Origin of the sequence: Streptomyces sp. NPDC002884 (genome assembly GCF_040295245.1) — a bacterium.
Classification (GTDB): domain Bacteria; phylum Actinomycetota; class Actinomycetes; order Streptomycetales; family Streptomycetaceae; genus Streptomyces.
On sequence record NZ_JBEOVB010000001.1, the window covers coordinates 672,570 to 690,729 of the forward strand.

Below are 18,160 nucleotides of genomic sequence, written 5' to 3' on the forward strand. Positions count from 1 at the left end.
CTACGGAGGGCGTCATGGACGCGAGCGTCACCGGCGTGAAGGCCGAGTCCGTCTCATCGGAGTCCGTCTCATCGGAGTCCGTCCCGTCGGAGTCCGTCCTGTCGGATTCCGTCCCGTCGGATTCCGTCATCTCGCTGCGCGGGGTCCGCGCGGAGCTGGGCTCGCGCCCGGTCCTGCGGGGCATCGACCTCACCGTGCGGCGCGGTGAGGTCGTCGCCCTGCTCGGCGCGAACGGCTCGGGCAAGTCCACCGCCGTACGCACCGTGATCGGCCAGGTCCCGGCCGCCGCCGGGGAGGTCGAGCTGTTCGGCACCCCGCAGCGCCGGTTCCGGGACTGGGCACGGATCGGATACGTGCCGCAGCGCACGACGGCCGCCGGCGGGGTCCCCGCCACGGTGACGGAGGTCGTCTCCTCGGGCCGGCTCTCCCGCACCCGCTTCGGCGTCTTCCGCAAGGCCGACCGGGAGGCCGTCCGGCACGCCCTGGACCTCGTGGGCATGGCCGACCGGGCCAGGGACAACGTCGACGCCCTCTCCGGCGGCCAGCACCAGCGCGTGCTCATCGCCCGCGCACTGGCCTCCCAACCCGACCTGCTGATCATGGACGAGCCGATGGCGGGCGTCGACCTGGCCAGCCAGGAGGTCCTGGCACGGACCCTGAAGGACCAGGTCGCGGCCGGTACGACGGTCCTGCTCGTCCTGCACGAACTGGGCCCCCTGGAGCCCCTGATCGACCGGGCGGTCGTCCTGCGCGACGGCTGCGTCCTGCACGACGGCCCGCCCACACCGGCCGTCGGCCAGCACGCGCTGCCCGGCCACGACCACGTACACCCGCACGCACCCGCGGGCGCCGAACCGATCCGCACGGGACTGCTGAGCTGATGGACTTCCTGAACTACGCCTTCATGCAGCGGGCGCTGCTGGCCGCCGTCCTGGTCGGCATCACGGCCCCCGCCGTCGGCATCTACCTCGTCCAGCGCCGCCAGGCCCTCATGGGCGACGGCATCGGCCATGTCGCGATGACCGGCGTCGGCCTGGGCTTCCTGCTGTCCTGGTCCCCGGTGTGGATGGCCACCGCCGTCTCGGTCCTGGGCGCGGTGACCATGGAACTGATCCGCTGGTACGGCAAGACCCGCGGCGACATCGCCCTCGCCATGCTCTTCTACGGCGGTATGGCCGGCGGCGTGATGTTCATCAACCTCGCGCCCGGCGGCTCGAACGCCAACCTGACGTCGTACCTGTTCGGATCGCTGTCGACCGTCTCCGAGTCGGACGTCACGGCGATCTGCCTGCTCGCGGCCTTCGTGGTCGTCGTCACCATCGGCCTGCGCCGCCAGCTCTTCGCGGTCAGCCAGGACGAGGAGTTCGCCCGGGTGACCGGCCTGCCGGTCCGCGCGCTGAACCTGCTGACGGCGATCACGGCGGCGGTCACCGTGACGGTGGCGATGCGGGTGGTGGGCCTGCTGCTGGTGTCGGCCCTGATGGTGGTCCCGGTGGCCGCGGCCCAGCAGCTCAGCCGCAGCTTCGCCGCGACCTTCGCCATCGCGACGGCGATCGGCGTGACGGTGACCATCGGCGGCACGGTCACCTCGTACTACCAGGACGTCCCGCCCGGTGCGACGATCGTGCTGCTGACCATCGCCGCGTTCATCGCGCTGAGCGTGCTGGCCGCTCCGCTGGCCCGCCGCCGCGCCCGCGCACTGGCGTCGGCGCATCCCGCCGGCGATCCGGCGGAGTGCGCGATTCCGGCCACCCGGGCGGCGGGGGACGAGGTCGGCGTCTGACCGCGCACAGCCGGGGCTGGCACAATGGCCCGGCAAGCCGCAGACGTGAGGAGGCAACGGTGACAACCGCTGGACCGCCCGTGAAGGGCCGTTCCACCCGGCAGCGTGCCGCCGTGGCGGCGGCGCTCGACGAGGTCGACGAGTTCCGCAGCGCCCAGGATCTGCACGACATGCTCAAGCACAAGGGCGACTCGGTGGGCCTGACCACGGTCTACCGCACCCTCCAGTCCCTCGCCGACGCGGGCGAGGTCGACGTCCTGCGCACCTCCGACGGCGAGTCGGTGTACCGCCGGTGCTCCACCGGCGAGCACCACCACCACCTCGTCTGCCGCGTCTGCGGCAAGGCCGTGGAGGTGGAGGGCCCGGCGGTGGAGACGTGGGCCGAGGCCATCGCCGCGGAGCACGGCTACGTCAACGTGGCCCACACGGTGGAGATCTTCGGCACCTGTTCCGACTGCGCGGGTGCCTCCGGCGGCTGAGCGGTTGTGGGTGCGGGTCGGGTGACCGGACCCTGGGGGCTGCGCCCCCAGACCCCCGCTTCGGCCTGAACGGCCTCGTCCTCAAGCGCCGGACGGGCTGGAAGCAGCCGGCCGGGGCTGAGAACTCATCGCCTCACGGCCGGCCGAAGCAGCGTTCCAGCTCGTCCAGGTCGTAGAACTTGCTGCCCTTGGATATCGGGGTGCAGGCGGCCTTGAAGGACGTCTCCTGCTCGTTGTAGAGCATGCGGACCAGGAACCGGCCGTTCTTCTCGTAGACGTCCCACTGGATGTTCGAGGCGAGGGGGGCCACGTCGGCGCCGCGCCACGGGTTCGAGGCGTAGGTGTAGGGCTTGGCGGCGGTGACCGGCTTCGTGCTGCCGGGCAGGCCCATCAGGGCGGCCAGCGGGATGATCTCCTCGGCGTGGGTGAAGCGGAGTTCGGCGCCCAGGGTGCTGGTGCCGGACCGCTTGGCCTCCGCCTGCTCGAAGAAGTCGTCGAGCAGGACGTCCGCCATCCTGTACGTGATGTCGCTGTCGGCGAAGCCGGGACCCTTCTCGTAGAAGTCCTCGGCGTCGCTCAGGTATCCGAACCAGGCGGCGTCGGAGGCGGAGATGTACCGCTGCATCCCCCAGCCCTTCCCGCCCGGGCTCTCCTCGCTCATCGCGGGGGCGATGGCGTACAGGTTGTAGACGGCCCGGGCCGCGGCGACCTGGTCGGCGCCGCTGATCCCGGCCACGAAGTCGGCCTTGAAGAGGCGGCGCAGGACACCGGTCGCAGCCCGGTGGGTCTTCGGCTGGTCGGTGATCTTCGCCAGGGTGTCCGCGAGGCGCTGGTCGTTGGCCAGGTAGTCGCGGTAGGCCGCGCCGCCGTCGGCCTTGTGGAAGTAGAGCAGGTCCTTGTCGGTGCGGGTCGCGCCGATCAGCGGCTTCAGGGCCGGGTCGGCGTCGGCGAGGGCGCCCGCGTACAGGTTGGCGCTGTCGGTGGCCCGGGCCTGGCCGGAGCTGACGACGTCGATCTTCTCGCCGTCGCGCGCGATCCCGGCGAAGAGCGACGGCAGCCGGGCGGCCGTGCGCGCGGCCGTGTCCTGGATCTCCTCCTTGCCGAGGCCGCTCAGGTTGCCGTAGCCGATCTTCGCCATGGCGGCCTGGAGGGCGCGCACCTTCGGGCCGAGCTCCTCGCCCCTGCCGGTGAGCCGGCCCGCGGCCTCGGCCTTGTCCCACAGGGCGAGGATCAGGTCGGCGTCCTCGCCGTCGGTGGCGGAGCGGGAGCCGTGCCGGGAGACGTTCTCCGTGAAGACGGGGGTGAAGCCGGCCGGCGGCCGCTGGTAGGAGCGGGCGCTCTGCCCGGGCGCGTAGGTGGCTTTCGTGCCGTAGCTGTCGCGGTGCGCGAGGTGCGTACCGGAGCCGCCGGTGCCGGCGGCGTGGGCGGGCAGCGCGGTGAGCACCAGCGCACCGAGGGCGGTGGCGAGGACGGGAGTGACGCGGTTCATGTGCGGGCCGTTTCACGAGCGGGAGACCGAGGAAGGACTGATCTCCCGCAGCGTCGACGGGCCGGGTGAACGCCCGGAGGCTACGAGGTGACCTCCTGGTCCGGAGTCTTCCCTTCCATGGCCAAGAGTTCCTCATTCGTGATCGCGCCGCCGAAACGGCGGTCCCTGGACGCGAACTCGACGCACGCCCGCCACAGGTCACGGCGGTCGAAGTCGGGCCACAGGACGTCCTGGAAGACCAGCTCCGCGTACGCGCTCTGCCAGAGCAGGTAGTTGGAGGTGCGCTGCTCACCGCTCGGCCGCAGGAACAGGTCGACGTCCGGCATGTCCGGGTAGTACAGGTACTTGGCGAGGGTCTTCTCGTTGACCTTCGACGGGTCGAGACGGCCCGCCTTCACGTCCTCGGCCAGTGCCTGCGCCGCGTCCGCGATCTCCGCCCGGCCGCCGTAGTTCATGCAGAAGTACAGGGTGAGACGGTCGTTGTCCTTGGTCTGCTCCTGGGCGACCTGGAGCTCCTTGGCGACCGACTTCCAGAGCTTGGGCATCCGGCCCACCCAGCGCACCCGGATACCGAGCTCGTCGAGCTGGTCGCGGGTCTTGCGGATGAAGTCGCGGTTGAAGTTCATCAGGAACCGGACCTCGTCGGGCGAGCGCTTCCAGTTCTCGGTGGAGAAGGCGTACAGCGAGATGTTGCGCACACCCATCTCGACCGCGCCCTGGAGCACGTCGAGGACCTGCTCGGCGCCGACCTTGTGCCCCTCGGTGCGCGGCAGCCCGCGCTCCTTGGCCCAGCGGCCGTTGCCGTCCATGACGATCGCCACATGCTCGGGGACCAGCTCGCCGGGGAGCTTCGGCGGGCGCGCGCCGGACGGGTGCGGCTCCGGCGTCCTGTACTCCCGACGCTGCCGACCCAGGAACCCGCGTACGACCATGTGCCTCTCGTCTCCTCTGACTTTCGCTATTTCTCTACGTACCTGAGTGAGCGCAGGCCGCGCTCCAGGTGCCAGTGCAGATAGGCGGACACCAGCCCGCTGCCCTCCCGGACGTGGCGCGCCTCGCACGCGTCCGCCGTCTCCCAGTCTCCCGTGAGCAGCGCGCCCAACAGGACCAGGGTCTGCGGTGAGGGTACGACGCTGCCGGCCACCCGGCAGTCGACGCAGACGGAGCCGCCGGCCGCGACGGAGAAGAACCGGTTGGGTCCGGGCATTCCGCACTTGGCGCAGTCGCCGAAGCTGGGCGCGTATCCGTTGACGGCCAGCGACCGCAGCAGGAAGGCGTCGAGGACGAGGTGCGGGGCGTGCTCCCCGCGGGCCAGGGTACGCAGCGCCCCGACGAGCAGCAGGTACTGCTGGACGGCCGGTTCGCCCTCGTGGTCGGTGAACCGCTCGGCGGTCTCGAGCATGGCGGTCCCGGCGGTGTAGCGGGCGTAGTCGGTCACGATCCCGCCACCGTAGGGAGCGATGATCTCGCTCTGCGTGCACAGCGGCAGCCCGCGTCCGACCAGCTCGCTGCTGCCCCGCGCGAAGAACTGCACGTCTACGTGGGAGAAGGGTTCGAGGCGGGCGCCGAACTTGGACTTCGTCCGGCGCACCCCCCGCGCCACGGCCCGCACCCGCCCGTGCCCGCGCGTCAGCAGCGTGATGATGCGGTCGGCCTCGCCGAGCTTCTGGGTCCGCAGGACGACGCCGTCGTCCCGGAAGAGACTCATCGGGCACCGCCGGGGGCGGCCTGCCGGGGGCGCGCCAGGCCGCGGTCCGTCGCGCCCGGCTGCCGGGTGCGGGGCGCGTCGCCGTCGTCGCGGAACAGGCTCATGCGGCCATTCTCGCCTACGCCGGAGGGGCTGTGTGCCCGCCCGCCACGATGCCCCGGGGGGCACGGCGGGCGCCGGTGCGCGGCTTCGGTCGCTGACCAGGGACGGCGCAACCAAGGGGAGCGCGGAGACGTCCGTGACAGAGGAGACCATGATCCTCGACGGACGGAGAGAACGATCTCAAGCTCGCACCTTTCCCCCACGCCCTCCCGCCGCACCCTGCTGACGGCGGGCGCGGCCACCACGGCCGTCCTGCTCGCCGCGGGCCCCGCCGCGGCCGCCACCGGCCCCGTCACCGCCCGCCTGCGGGAGCTCGAGGCCGGGCACGGCGCCCGCCTCGGCGTGTTCGCGCACAACGTCCGCACGGGGCGATCGGTCCGCTACCGCGCCGACGAACGTTTCCCGGTCTGCTCCCTGTTCAAGACGCTGGCGGTGGCGGCCGTCCTGCGGGACCTGCCCGAGGGGACTCTGGACCGCCGCGTCCACTGGACGGCGGCGGACGTGGTGGAGAACTCCCCCGTCACCCAGGAGCACGTGGCCGACGGCCTGACGATCGCCGAGCTGTCCGCCGCCGCCATCCAGCGCAGCGACAACACGGCCGGCAACCTGCTCCTGCGCGAGCTGGGCGGCCCCGCCGCGCTCACCCGCTTCGCCCGCTCCGTCGGCGACCGCGTCACCCGCCTCGACCGCTGGGAGCCGGAGCTCAACTCGGCCGAGCCGGACCGGATCACGGACACCACCAGCCCGGCCGCGATCGGCCGCACCTACGCCCGTCTCGTCCTCGGCCGGGCGCTGGCCCCGGCCGACCGCGGCCGTCTGACCGACTGGATGCTCGGCACCGTCACCAGCGCCAACCGCTTCCGCGCCGGGCTCCCGCCGACCTGGACGGTCGCCGACAAGACCGGCGGCGGCTGGTACGGCGCCAACAACGACGCCGGGGTCGCCTGGACCCCGGACGGCACCCCGATCGTCCTGGTGGTCCAGCTCACCAAGCCGGACCGGGAGGCCGCCTACGACCACGCGCTGATCGTGGAGACGGCGGGGCTGCTGGCGGAGGTGCTGGGCTAGGACCCGCTCGGCCTCAGCCGGACGCTGTCGGGGGTGCCGTTCGGGGACGTGCCCGGGGCGGCGGCCTCCCACAGCTGGTCGAACCGGCGGATCAGCGGCTGGACCTCGTCGGCCCGGGCGTTCACCGTCGTCGAGGTGTTCACACTCAGCTGGTCCGCGTGGATCTCGTACGACAGCACCCCGTCGAAGACGATGCAGTCGATCATCTTGCCGCGGCGCAGATAGAGCGGGAGCTCTTCCAGGGCCACCACCTGGACCTGGATGCCCATCTCCCGCTGCTCCTCGCAGATCGGTTCCAGGGCGGCCAGCTCTTCGGGCCGCTTCACGATGAACAGGCGCCGGACCGCGATGCGCCGCTCGAGGATCGCCTCGCGCTGGGCGGTCAGATAGCGTCCCGCCGGCTCGGTGTTCCAGAACCCGTCGTCGACGACGGTGGTGCTGATGGCGTCGATGCTGGTCCTCGCGCACTTGGTGAGGGTCAGGAGCCAGTCGTGGTTCTCGCCCGCGCACTCGGCGCTGAGGTTGGTGAAGTCCTCCATCTGCGCGGCGAGACGGTCGATCTCCGTATGCGCGAACTCGTGCAGGATGTCGGGCCCCATGGACACGACCTTGGTGGCGTGCTCGGCGAGCCGGGGCACCCCGTCGCCGCGCAGCTTCTCCACCTCGGTGAAGAGTTTCGTCGCCTCGCCTATGTCGGCGAACCGCTTGTCCACCGACTCCCGGAGATCGCCCAGCTGGCTCACGAAGGACGCCAGGAACTGCACGATCAGCACGATGCCGCCGCACAGCACGGACAGCACGAGCTGCCACGGCCCGTCCTCCTCGGACGGTCCGACGACATTGGTGAGCAGATAGACGCCGCCACCCGTCACCATGGTGATCAGGATCTTCTGCGTCACATGCCGGGCGCCCTCCCCGTCCCTGATGCGGTCGCCCCGGAAGTTCGGATTCGTCGGTGCAGGCATCTCTCTTTCTCCCCCCGTCGGGATGCTGCGCGAGCAGCTGTCGTGGTGCGTCAGGACAGGGCCGGCACCTCGCCCCGCACGAGGTTCTGCAGTGCCAGCTGGTCCCGGATGCGCTGTGCCATGGTGTTCCACTGTCTGCTGAACCCCGGGTGCCGCTCCAGTTCCTCCCAGGGCGGGCTCAGGGCACGGTCCAGGCGCGCCTGGGGCATCCACAGGTGCAGCAGATGCTCGACGAGCGGCCGCAGCACCTTCATCGCGGCCTTCTGGTTCTCGGAGCCGGGCGGCAGGCCGTCGAGCTTGTCCCCGACCGTCGTCAGCAGCCAGTCGTGCAGGGCCAGGTCCTCGCACAGCGTGGCCGCCGCCACGGGCGTGGTCCCTCGCGGCAGCCGCAGTTCGACGATCCGCAGGCCCGAGCCGAGTTCGGTGAAGAGCGCCGACGCCGGCTCGCCGTCGTCGGCCGGTGACGCGGTCCAGCGCAGGCTGGTGTCGGTCGTGGTGAGCGGGGCGTCGTGGTCCAGGAGGTCGTGCCGGCGGGAGATCCTCGCCAGCAGACTCTCGGCGATCGAGCCGACGTCCAGCCGGTCCTGCTGATGCCCGGTCAGGAAGCCCTCGGTGACCGACTTCTCGGGCAGCCTGCCGACCGGGACCAGGGACCCGGGCCGGACCAGGTAGTACCCCCAGGGGCGGCGCCGGTCGGGCCCGGTGGCCGGGGCGGAGAAGTACGCGGTCGACTGGAGGACGCGGCCCTCGACGAGCCCCGCGTGCGCCGCGACGGTGCCGACGGCGCGGATCTTGGCCCCGGTGGCGGTGGGCAGCCGGCAGTCGACGCCGGTGAGGACGTCCGGGGAGAGCGCGTGCCGGTTGGGGCGCCGGGAGGTCCGGACGGGTTCGTCGGCGCGCAGCCGCAGCAGCCGCACGGCCGTCCGCTCGTCCACCGCCTTGCGGGTGGGCAGCAGACAGGTCCGCACCTCGCCGCAGACGAGGACGGGACCGGAGGTCGTGCCCAGGCCGCTCATGTCACAGCCCCGGCGGGAACACGTAGGACGTGCGGTCCACGACTCCCGAGGGCACCGTGAAGCCCTCGCCGGCGGACCGCTCGGCGACCTGCTCCAGCGCCTCGGCCTCGACGTGGACCTGGTCGAGGATGACGCGTACGGCGTGCTCGACGGGCAGGAACCGGCTCGGCAGGACGCTGCACGTGCCGTAGGCGGTGAAGGGCGTCGCGGAGGGGTTGAGCTGGAGGACGGGCGGCAGCGCGTCCCACTCGGCCGGGAACTCCTCGCCCTGCCAGCGGGTGGGGGTCAGCACGGCCGCGCCGTTGTCCCGCAGCAGCCCGAGCCGGACCAGTTGCCAGACGGAGGCCAGGAAGGCGCAGGACCAGGTGCGCGCGTCCTCGGACCCGTTCCACAGTTCGACGTCCAGGAACACGGAGTGGCCGCGTGCCTCGGTCTCGCTCGGCGGCTGCCAGACGCCGCCGGAGTCCAGGGCGGCCGAGGTCCGCTGGGAGGGGGCGCGGCGTCCGTTGGTGAGCCAGCCGGTCCGGCCGACGGGCGGGCGGAAGCCGTTGCTGCCGGGCGGCGGCGACTCCACCAGCCGGTGCAGCACGGACTCGGCGAGTGCGGCCTTGTCGCGGTGGGCGGAGCCGCCGGCGGCGAGGGCGGGGCCCGCGCATCCCGACTCGCGGGCCAGGTAGTCGATGGTCAGTCCGGCCTCGGCCGCCGCCTCCAGCAGGGGCGGGATCAGCTCGGCGGGCGTGGACAGCCGGGAGAAGTAGTCGTCGATCAGGAAGCAGGTGCTGATCCGGGGCCGGCGGCCCGGCGGGAGCGGGCCGAGACCGGCCCGGGCCGCGTCCACCCAAGGACGTACGCCGGCGAAGTGCCGACGCAGCCGCGTGGCCCCCTCGGCGAAGTCCTCCATGTACAAGTGGCCTAATTCCAGGGAGAGATGGGAGAAAGGCAGGGATTCGGTGCGCGGGTCGGCGCTGCTCTCCCGGAAAGCGGTGCCCGGCCCCGTCACAACTGCCCCCAGAACTTGTCGTCGGTCAGCCGTTGCGCGAGATCTCCCATGGCCTGCCAGGTCTCGTTGTTGGCGATCCGGCGGTCGTGCACGTCCTCGTCGGTGATGAGGCGTTCCTGCCACTGGAGGACGGGTTCCAGGGGAATGGACGCCAGCACCCTGGTTCTGCCGATGCCCCGGCCCGCCGCGAGTTCCTCGAGTTCCTTGTCGCACTGCCGCATCCACGCGTACTGCGCGGGCGAGACCTGGGACCACAACGGCGACTCCAGATCGGGCACCGCGGCGCGTACGAACCTGATGGCGCCGCCCAGCACGTCCGGGTCGTGGCCGATGGCCGTACCGGCTTGCACAATGCCCTGTTTCCCGAATACGAGTTCGGCTGCCGCCATGACGTGCTGGCGGGTCCAGCGGTGATAGACGAGCCAGCGGTTCTTGAGGCGGCCGAGCCCGCCCCGGGGCGAAGTGGCGGCGAGTGCCAGGTCCATCGCATAACTGCGGCCGGCGCTCAGGTCGATGATGATGACGTCGAATTCGCGTTTCAGCCGAAGGACGAGGTCCACACAGCGGTGCAGGTTCTCCTCGTCGGTGACGAATTCACCGGCCGTGCGGTCGCCGGGCAGCAGCACCAGCCGCCCGGAGCCGCCGGGCCTGCCGCGCAGCACCGGGTGTTCGGTGCGCGCCCAGACGTCGACCCGCAGCGGCTCTCCCGTCTTGCCCTTCAGATAGGAGTGCAGGCCCCGCCCCTCGGCCTCGGAGAGGACGTCGGGCAGGTCGAACACGGCCGCGGCGGTGGGCGAGCCGAAGTCGAAGTCCAGGTAGCAGACGTCGTCCCCGTCCAGCGCGCGGTGGTACGCGAGGTTGGCGCTGGTGACGGAACGGCCGGTGCCTCCCTTGTCGGAGGCGGCGAAGACGATCACCTTCACACCCCCCGGGCGTCGGCGCCCCGGGCGCGGGCCAGGGCGTAGAGCCGGGCGAGGACGCCGAGGGCGAGCGAGTGGGCGGTGCCGGGCTGTTTGTCGACGAGCTGACGGGCGCGACGCAGGTCGGCCTCGATGCCCTTGATCTCTTCTCCCTGGGGGCTCTTGGGGGCGGGGGCGGGCTGCTCCAGCTGCTCCTTGCCGAACAGGTGGGCGGCCTCGCTGAGCGCCGCCTGGGCGAGCGCGGTCATCTCGGAGCTGCGGATCGGGTCCTGCGAGTAGAGGGCGTGCGCGGCGACCATGCACTCCGTGACGCGCTCGGTGATGCTCCAGGACAACGGTCCCGCGCGGACCGGTGATTCGGGGTACACGGCGTGCACGTTGTCCCACAGGCCGACGCCCTCGCCGTCGCTGACGCGACGCGCCCACAGGTGGTCGAGGATGTTCTCGGCCAGCGTGAGCAGACGGTCCTGCGAGCCGATGTTCCGGGACAGCGCGCAGAGTTGGACGGTCCGCTTGAGCAGCTGTGCGGAGAAGTCGCCCATCGTCCACTTCATGGCCGGGCCGATCTCCTCACTGCCCAGCAGCGGGAGGGTGACTCCGGGGTTGTGCAGGCCGATCGCCGGGTCCTCGCGGGCCGTGCGGCTGGTGATGCGGCCGCGTTCGGCGAGCCGTTCCATGACGGCGACGGTGCGGGTGAGGTCGTCGTCGGTGGCACGGCGGCGCACCAGGTCGTGGACGAGGATCGAGGCCACGGACAGGGAGAAGTACTCGGACTCCAACTGCTGGAGCGTGGTGCGCCACGGGATCTCCTCCAGCGGCCAGGTGGCGCCGTCGAAGCGGGCGATGCCCGACCAGTACTGCTGGGTGATCTCCCAGCGCAGCCGCAGCGCGTCGGCCAGCTTCTGCTGTTCGGCGGTGAGCAGGCCGAGGACGAGGGTGCGCTCGGAGGACAGGTCGGGGATGCCGTCGAGGGCGACGACGGTGAAGTACAGGTACGGCACGGCGTGGGCCACGCCCTGGGGCTGCTTGCCGATGTCCTGCGCGGTCTGCGCCTCGACCTCGACCTCGGGGGCGCCCTTCACCAGGCTCCAGGCCCAGCCGCACTCGAACAGCCGGTTCTCGTTGCGGAGTTGATCGGCGACGTCGGTGTCCAGGCCGAGGGTGACGCTCTCGCTGATGAGGGCGCGCAGCGACTTGAACCGGTCCTGGAAGCGTTGCAGGACCTGGCGGTCGGACAGCCGGCCCCGGCCGAGCAGCCGGGCGAGCGCCTGCCCCTGGTCGGAGGCGATGTCGACGACGTTGACGGTGAAGGAGCGCAGCAGGCTCACCATGGCCGCGGTCAGGCGGGCGCTGGTCGCCTCTTTCAGCTTGTCGATGCGGGCGAGGGTGCTCGCCCGCTGGGTCTTGCCCCGGTACACCTTGAGGAAGCCGAGGGTGGCCAGGCAGAGGGTGATCGACATGGAGTAGGAGTCGACGACTCCCACTTCCCCCTGCTCCTTGGAGAGCTCCTGCTCCGGGTCCTCCGGGGCGAAGTAGTAGCCGCCGGCGAAGGTGGGGCTCTCCTCCCCGCGGTGGTTCTCCATGAAGTCGCCGAGGATCTCCAGGAGGTTCATGGGGATCTCGCTGGAGTCACCCGCGTTCCTGAGGGCCCTCTCCACGTCCAGCTGAGTGGTGTCGGGGTCGTCCAGGCGGAACGGTTCGATTTCGGTGGCGGGGTAGAGAAGGCAGAGCAGACGCTCCGCGTCGGCGACGCTGCTGCGACCGCCCCATTCACCCCATTGCCATTCTCCGTTGTCGAAGGAATGGCGGGCGATGGCCTGCCACACCTCGAGCAGGTTCTGTCTCGGCTTGATCTGCATGCCCATTCCCCTCGCACAGGCCCGTCACCATGTAGAAGAACTCCGACTGCTCATTCGTCGCGTCGCTCTTTACGTTGCCCGCAGGCCAGGATCATACCCGTGTAGCCGTCCCGTACAAGTTGCTTCGGATTGGCCGTGCGGTGAATCTCGACATGGTCCGCGTAACCGCCCAGAACCGCCCGCACTTCGGCTTCGTCGATATCGCGGGCGGGGAATTCATGGGAACCGACGCGGTATCCTTCGGAATGCTCCATGAAGGCGGCGGCGAAAGGCGCGCCGGAATTCAGGGCGTTCATGAAGCACCCCACTCCTCGTCGGAATTCGGCGAGGGAGGTGGTGATGGATTCGGCGACGAAGAACATCGTGCCGAGATCCCAGCGGCGCTTGTCGGCGCAGAGATCGAAGAGACTGCCCGCCTCGGGCTGCTGGACGGCCTCTTTGAACCGGACCCTGGGTGTCATGTTGAGCGTGGCATATGCCTCGTCCTTGCACAGGACGTTCCAGAACTGATCCCAGTGGGGGGCATAGTCGGGGCACTGCCCCCGGAGGTAGTCCAGATTCCGGGCGGACCGCTCCAGAAGCGTGATCCGGTCGCACCAGGGAAGCATGGCCAGGGCCGGATAGAGATTGGGCCCCGCACCGACGTCGATACCGGAAGCCACCCGCCCGCGACCTCGGAAGTGATCACTGAAGTGATCGCGCACATGGGAGAGGATCTCCTCGTCCACGGCCTGCATCTCGAGGTAATTGTGGCTGATGTACACACCGGGATCGAAGTCGTCCCAGAGCACATCACCATTCAGCTTTTGGTCAGCGGCGGGAGGTACCGAGGTCATGATTCAGCGTAGCAGGACGCATGGGTCTTGAAGGAGTGGGTGCACAGAGCAATGATGGAGATCAGGTACGCAAATCGCACTGGCTGCAATTCGATTTGTCGACATTCACAAGGGGACCGCATGACTCCTCTTCCCGGAGATCGTTTTCCGTCGGGCACCGGTTCGACAATGAGCCAGATGTCCGGAGAAAGACCCTTACGGATCAGAGCGGTCACCGAGGCGGATCTACCCCATATCGTGCGCCTCGATGCCGCTGCCTTCCCCCACGGTCCCTACCCCTACTTCGTCCTGCGCCAACTCCTCGCCGCCTGCGCCGACCTCGTGTATGTCGTGGACGACGGCGCGGACCTCTACGGATACGTGCTCGGGACCTCGCCGAACGACGCGCAGAGCTGGGTTCTCAGCCTCGCCATCACCCCCGGACTGCGCGGAAAGGGTTTCGGCCGGCAACTGCTGACGAAACTGCTCGGTCAGCTGCGCGCGAAGGGCGCCCATTCCGTCCGGCTCTCCGTGGAGCCGCGCAACGACTCGGCCATCGCCCTGTACCGCTCCCTCGGCTTCGTCCCCGACCCCGGCGGACCCCGCGTGGACTACTTCGGCCCCGACGAGGACCGTCTCCTCATGACGCTCACTCTGTGAGTCCCCCGAACCCCCGCACATACCCGCGCTGCCAGGGCGTCTCCACCGCGCGTCGGTCGTAGTGGCGGCGGACGAACTCCACCGCCTCGCCCGGCGGTACGCCGTCCAGGACCGCCAGGCACGCCAGGGCCGTGCCGGTGCGGCCGCGGCCGCCGGCGCAGGCTATCTCCACGCGTTCGCCGGCCGCGCGGCGCCACGCCTCGATGAGGGTCTCCCGGGCCTGCGCGCGGTCGCCGGGCAGACGGAAGTCGGGCCAGCGGAGCCAGCGGGACTCCCAGGGCGGGCGCGGGGGCCGCGCGCCGAGGAGGTAGACGCCGTACGCGGGCGTGGGGGCCGTAGGGTCGAGGGGCCGGCGCAGGCCGCGGCCCCGAACCAGCCGGCCGGACGGCAGCAGGAGCACCCCGGGCTCGCCCTCACGCCAGACCCACGCGTCGCTTCTCATCACCCCATTCGAACGTGGTCACGCGGGACGGGCAACCGATTCGGCGCAATCGGTGGTCTGGGGGGCGAGGAGGGTGCTTGATGCAGGCCGAACAAGAGGACCGGTTCCAGGAGTTCGTCAGAGCCCGGTGGTCCCGGCTCGTACGGACCGCCTATCTGCTCACGGGGGACGTCCACCACGCGGAGGACCTGACGCAGACCGCGCTGGCCAAGGCGTACCGGTCGTGGCGGCGGATCTCGCGCAGCGACAACCCCGAGGCGTATGTGCGGCGGATGCTGGTCAGTTGCAACAGTGACCGGTTCCGCAAGCGGCGGGTCACCGAGGCGCTGACCGCGGCACCGCCGGAGCGGGCGGGGCGCGACGAGGGCGCGGGGCGGGTGGAGGAGCGTGGCTCACTGCTGGCCGGCCTCGCCCAACTGCCGCCGAAACAACGGGCGGTGGTGGTCCTGAGGTACTGGGAGGACCTGTCCGAGGCGGAGGTGGCCGACGTGCTCGGCTGCTCGCCCGGCACGGTCAAGAGCCAGGCGTCCAAGGGGCTCGCGAAGTTGCGCGCGTATCCCGGGCTGACCGCCGACCGCACGATGTCCGGTGGCCGGGGTCACGGGCCGGAGCGGGAACAGCGGCCGGAACAGCGGCCGGAGCAGGGGCAGGGGCAGGGGCACAGCCAGGTTCGGATCCAGGGTCGGGTTCAGGGAGGCAGCAGGTGAACGGGGCGGGAAAGCAGGTGGACCAGGGGGACTCCGGGTTCGAGGAGCGGATGCGTGAGCTGCTCGCCGAGGACGCGTACACCATCCAGCCCTCGTCGGCGCCGTATCCGGCGATCCGGCGGCGTGGACTGGCCGAGCGGCGACGGCGCGTGGCGATGACCTCGGCGGCGCTGATGACGCTGGCCGCGGTGCCGGTGGGGGCGTACGCCGTGGCCGGGGGGACCGGGGGGCGGGACGCCGACACGGCGGCGTCGAAGCCGTCGGTCAGCGCCCCGCACAGCACGGCCGGGAGCACGGCGGGAAGCACGGGTGGAAGCACCGGCTCAAGCCCGTCCGCGACCTCGGCGGGCACAGAGGGCGGACCCGCGCGGCCCGCCACGGACGGACAGCTGCTCGACGGGATCACCTTCGCGCAGGCGGCGGACGGGCTGGAGGAGTGTCTGGACGCCGAGGGCGGGCCGGCCGGCGGCGCCGGCGATCTCGGCGAGGCCGACGACTACCGGATCATCCTGGCGATCAAGAGCACCGGCGACTCCAACGACGCCGGGGACGGCATCTACGTCGTCGCGGTGAAGGAGCGGCCGGCGGGATTCCGGGTGGTCTGCTCCCTCAAGGACGGTGTGGCCTCGGGCATCAGCACCAGCTCCAGCGACGCCGACGCGCCGGGTGCGGGCCCGGTCGTGGCAGACATCAACGGCGGCAAGCTGTACCAGCAGTCGTTCATCGACAAGGGCAGGTGGAAACTGCCGTTCCGGTGGGGGGTCATCGGTACCGTCGAGGCGTCGGTGGCCAAGGTGACCGTCTCCTACGGCGACGGCGGCCCCGTGGCAGCGACCCTGGACCACGGCTGGTTCGTCGCCGCCGGCCTGCTGGACCAGCAGGTCACGCTGGCCCCGCACATCAAGGGCTACGACGGTTCCGGCAAGCTGGTCTACGACTCCGACGAGGACGAGACCTACGACCGGAAGCTGCCCTAGCGGCACCCGTCAGAACCCGGCACCCGCCAGGAGGCGGCACGTGTCAGAACCCGGCACCCGTCAGAAGGCGGCACCTGTCAGGGCGGCACCGCTCCCTGACCGGCACCGCCTCGGGCCTGCCGTTCAGGGAGCGCTCGGCCCCGGGGTCACCAGCCCCGACTCGTAGGCCACGATGACCAGTTGGGCCCGGTCCCGTGCGCCCAGCTTGCCCATGATCCGGCTGACGTGCGTCTTCGCGGTGAGCGGGCTGAGGCCCAGCTCCTCGGCGATCTCGGTGTTGGTGAGGCCCCTCGCGACCAGGGCCAGCACCTCGCACTCCCGGTCGGAGAGGCACTCCGGGCCGCCCGCCGCGGGCGGCCCGGAGGGGCTGCGCAGGAACTGGGCGATCAGCCGGGCGGTGGGCCCCGGCGACAGCAGCGCCTCGCCCGCGGCGACCGTGCGGATGGCGTCGAGGAGGTCGGCGGGCCGGGTGTCCTTCACCAGGAAGCCGGCCGCCCCCGCGCGCAGCGCCTCGACGATGTTCTCGTCGGTGTCGTACGTGGTCAGGACGAGGACGCGTACCCCGGCCAGCTCCTCGTCGGCGGCGATCAGCCGGGTCGCCTCGATGCCGTCGAGGTCGGGCATCCGGATGTCCATCACCACCAGGTCGGGGCGTCGGCCGCGGGCCAGCGCCACGGCCTCCCGGCCGGTTCCGGCCTGTCCGACCACCCGCATGTCCGGCGCCGACTCGACGAGCATCGCGAACGCCTCCCGTACGAGGGTCTGGTCGTCGGCGAGCAGCACTCTGAGCGGCTTCACCGGTCCCTCCCGTGCGGCAGCACGGCGCTCACTTCGAAGCCCTTCCCGTCGTCGCGCGGTCCGGCCTCCAGCGAGCCGCCGACGCTGCGCGCCCGCTCCCGCATCCCGACGATCCCGAAACCGGGCGCACGACCGCCTTCCGCCGCCCGGCCGCCTCCGCCCGCGCCGCCGTCCGCCCCCATGCCGCCGTCTCCCCCCGTGTCCGCGCCCGCGCCGTCGTCGGTGACCCTGAGCCGCAGGGCGTCCTGCTCCTCGTACACCCGGACCCGCACTCCGACCCCCGCCGCCAGGTCGTCGGGTCCGCCGTCCCGGCCGCCGTGCCGCACCGCGTTCGTCAGCGCCTCCTGCACGATCCGGTAGGCGGCCGCGCCGACCGCGGGCGGTACCTCCCCGGACCGTACCGTCAGTTCGACCCGCGCACCGGCCGCGCGGGCCGTCTCCGCGAGGTCGGGCAGACCGTGCAGACCCGGGAGCGAGCCCCGGGCGTCCGGTGCGCCGAGGTCGCGCAACACCTCCAGCGTCGTACGGAGTTCGCCGCGGGCGCTGCGGCAGGTCCCGGCGATGTCGTCGAGGGCCTTGGCGACGGCCGCGCGGTCGAGGCGGTCGGGGTCGGCGGCCAGGACGTGCGCGGCGACGGAGGTCTGCACACCGATCAGGGTGATGGTGTGCGCGAGGAGGTCGTGCAGGTCGCGGGCGATGCGCAGACGTTCCTCGGCGACGCGCCGGCGGGCCTCCTCCTCCCGGGTGCGTTCGGCGCGTTCGGCGCGCTCGACGATGGCGGCGACGTACCGGCGGTAGTAGCGGACGTCGATGCCGCAGAACAGACAGGCGATGATCCAGCCGGAGATCCGCAGGAGCTCCAGCGCTTCGGCCGGGTCGGTGAGGATGTCGACGATCAGGGCAGGGCCGAGGACGGCACCCCCGGTGATCAGGGTCCGGCGCACCGTGCCGGTCGCCGCGACCGTGTACAGCGCCACCATGGTCGTGGCGACGGGCCCGGCGTGGTTGTTGTCGAGGGCGTGGTACGGGGCGACGCAGGCCACCACCGCGAGCAGGACAAGTATCGGCCGACGGCGTCGCCACGCGAGGGGCACGTTCGCGGTCAGCAGCAGCGTCCAGCCGAGCGCGTCGGGCCGGGGCCCGTCGTCCACGAACAGGGCGAGGACCGTTCCGAGCAGGGTCGTCGCGACGGCCAGCAGTACGTCGTTGCGGGTGCCGTGCGGGGCGGTGCGGGGGTCGCGGTTGATCGCCGCCATGATCCGCTCGCCCCGGCGGGGTGACACCGTGGTCGTGGTCTCCTGCACGGGTTCATCCTGCGGCACGGGGGCGCCCCTCCGGGAGAGGAGGGGCGCCCCGCCGGTCCGCGAGCGGC

19 protein-coding genes are annotated in these 18,160 nt (G+C 71.5%); 7 read left to right on the forward strand and 12 right to left on the reverse strand.

Going from position 1 to position 18,160, the window contains the following annotated elements; translation table 11 throughout:
• The first annotated feature begins 14 nt into the window (after positions 1-14).
• From ABT070_RS02950 to ABT070_RS02960, 3 genes are read left to right on the forward strand one after another with little or no spacing between them, the layout of a single operon-like run.
• Complete coding sequence (locus ABT070_RS02950; protein ID WP_351753736.1) at positions 15-881, forward strand: metal ABC transporter ATP-binding protein; 867 nt, start codon at positions 15-17, stop codon at positions 879-881.
• Positions 881-1,783: a metal ABC transporter permease gene (locus ABT070_RS02955; protein WP_351753739.1), complete on the forward strand. Its 903-nt coding sequence runs from the start codon at positions 881-883 to the stop codon at positions 1,781-1,783. Before ABT070_RS02950 ends, ABT070_RS02955 begins: the two co-directional genes overlap by 1 nt.
• A 59-nt stretch (positions 1,784-1,842) precedes the next feature.
• Complete coding sequence (locus tag ABT070_RS02960) at positions 1,843-2,262, forward strand: Fur family transcriptional regulator (RefSeq protein ID WP_327182974.1); 420 nt, start codon at positions 1,843-1,845, stop codon at positions 2,260-2,262.
• Positions 2,263-2,395: 133 nt separating this feature from the next.
• Here the strand turns inward: ABT070_RS02960 and ABT070_RS02965 are convergent, their stop codons facing one another.
• The 3 genes from ABT070_RS02965 to recO all read right to left on the reverse strand — a co-directional run bounded on the left by ABT070_RS02965 (position 2,396) and on the right by recO (position 5,459).
• On the reverse strand, positions 2,396-3,751 hold the full coding sequence (locus tag ABT070_RS02965; protein ID WP_351753742.1) for a histidine-type phosphatase: 1,356 nt from the start codon (positions 3,749-3,751) through the stop codon (positions 2,396-2,398).
• Positions 3,752-3,831: 80 nt separating this feature from the next.
• On the reverse strand, positions 3,832-4,683 hold the full coding sequence (locus tag ABT070_RS02970) for an isoprenyl transferase (RefSeq protein WP_351753745.1): 852 nt from the start codon (positions 4,681-4,683) through the stop codon (positions 3,832-3,834).
• A 26-nt stretch (positions 4,684-4,709) separates the two neighbouring features.
• A complete protein-coding gene (gene recO, locus ABT070_RS02975; protein WP_351753746.1) occupies positions 4,710-5,459 on the reverse strand; it encodes a DNA repair protein RecO in 750 nt (249 codons plus the stop codon).
• Positions 5,460-5,738: 279 nt separating this feature from the next.
• Here recO and bla point away from each other — a divergent pair, with 279 nt between their 5' ends.
• Positions 5,739-6,629, forward strand: a complete 891-nt coding sequence (gene bla / locus ABT070_RS02980) for a class A beta-lactamase (protein ID WP_351754424.1) — start codon at positions 5,739-5,741, stop codon at positions 6,627-6,629.
• On the opposite strand, the gene ABT070_RS02985 is transcribed toward bla, so the two are convergent.
• The 6 genes from ABT070_RS02985 to ABT070_RS03010 are packed head-to-tail and all read right to left on the reverse strand — an operon-like array spanning position 6,626 to position 13,225.
• Positions 6,626-7,594: a hypothetical protein gene (locus tag ABT070_RS02985; protein WP_351753749.1), complete on the reverse strand. Its 969-nt coding sequence runs from the start codon at positions 7,592-7,594 to the stop codon at positions 6,626-6,628. The two genes, bla and ABT070_RS02985, sit on opposite strands and share 4 nt — an antisense overlap.
• A 50-nt stretch (positions 7,595-7,644) precedes the next feature.
• Complete coding sequence (locus ABT070_RS02990) at positions 7,645-8,610, reverse strand: SCO2521 family protein (RefSeq protein WP_351753752.1); 966 nt, start codon at positions 8,608-8,610, stop codon at positions 7,645-7,647.
• Position 8,611: 1 nt separating this feature from the next.
• Positions 8,612-9,610 (reverse strand): SCO2522 family protein, encoded by a 999-nt coding sequence (locus ABT070_RS02995; protein ID WP_451099188.1) that lies wholly within the window; start codon positions 9,608-9,610, stop codon positions 8,612-8,614.
• Complete coding sequence (locus ABT070_RS03000; RefSeq protein WP_351753754.1) at positions 9,607-10,527, reverse strand: SCO2523 family variant P-loop protein; 921 nt, start codon at positions 10,525-10,527, stop codon at positions 9,607-9,609. The genes ABT070_RS02995 and ABT070_RS03000 overlap by 4 nt, the downstream gene beginning before the upstream one ends.
• A gap of 2 nt (positions 10,528-10,529) precedes the next feature.
• Positions 10,530-12,389 (reverse strand): SCO2524 family protein, encoded by a 1,860-nt coding sequence (locus tag ABT070_RS03005; protein WP_351753757.1) that lies wholly within the window; start codon positions 12,387-12,389, stop codon positions 10,530-10,532.
• A 50-nt stretch (positions 12,390-12,439) separates the two neighbouring features.
• Positions 12,440-13,225 carry an SCO2525 family SAM-dependent methyltransferase gene (locus ABT070_RS03010; protein ID WP_351753758.1) on the reverse strand — a complete coding sequence of 262 codons (786 nt, stop codon included), beginning with the start codon at positions 13,223-13,225 and terminating at the stop codon, positions 12,440-12,442.
• Positions 13,226-13,402: 177 nt separating this feature from the next.
• On the opposite strand from ABT070_RS03010, the gene ABT070_RS03015 reads away from it, so the two are divergent.
• On the forward strand, positions 13,403-13,864 hold the full coding sequence (locus ABT070_RS03015) for a GNAT family N-acetyltransferase (RefSeq protein WP_351753761.1): 462 nt from the start codon (positions 13,403-13,405) through the stop codon (positions 13,862-13,864).
• Here the strand turns inward: ABT070_RS03015 and ABT070_RS03020 are convergent.
• A complete protein-coding gene (locus ABT070_RS03020; RefSeq protein ID WP_351753763.1) occupies positions 13,854-14,306 on the reverse strand; it encodes a protein-tyrosine phosphatase family protein in 453 nt (150 codons plus the stop codon). The genes ABT070_RS03015 and ABT070_RS03020 overlap by 11 nt on opposite strands.
• 80 nt (positions 14,307-14,386) lie before the next feature.
• On the opposite strand from ABT070_RS03020, the gene ABT070_RS03025 reads away from it, so the two are divergent.
• Together ABT070_RS03025 and ABT070_RS03030 are read left to right on the forward strand one after the other, a co-directional pair.
• Positions 14,387-15,013, forward strand: coding sequence for a SigE family RNA polymerase sigma factor (locus tag ABT070_RS03025; RefSeq protein WP_351753765.1), 627 nt, complete (start codon positions 14,387-14,389; stop codon positions 15,011-15,013).
• Positions 15,010-15,990 (forward strand): hypothetical protein, encoded by a 981-nt coding sequence (locus ABT070_RS03030; protein ID WP_351753768.1) that lies wholly within the window; start codon positions 15,010-15,012, stop codon positions 15,988-15,990. The genes ABT070_RS03025 and ABT070_RS03030 overlap by 4 nt, the downstream gene beginning before the upstream one ends.
• Before the next feature lie 123 nt (positions 15,991-16,113).
• On the opposite strand, the gene ABT070_RS03035 is transcribed toward ABT070_RS03030, so the two are convergent.
• Both ABT070_RS03035 and ABT070_RS03040 read right to left on the reverse strand, forming a co-directional pair.
• Entirely contained in the window at positions 16,114-16,728 is a 615-nt protein-coding gene (locus tag ABT070_RS03035; protein ID WP_451099396.1) for a response regulator, read from the reverse strand.
• Positions 16,729-16,784: 56 nt separating this feature from the next.
• Complete coding sequence (locus ABT070_RS03040) at positions 16,785-18,092, reverse strand: sensor histidine kinase (protein ID WP_351753774.1); 1,308 nt, start codon at positions 18,090-18,092, stop codon at positions 16,785-16,787.
• Positions 18,093-18,160 lie beyond the last annotated feature (68 nt).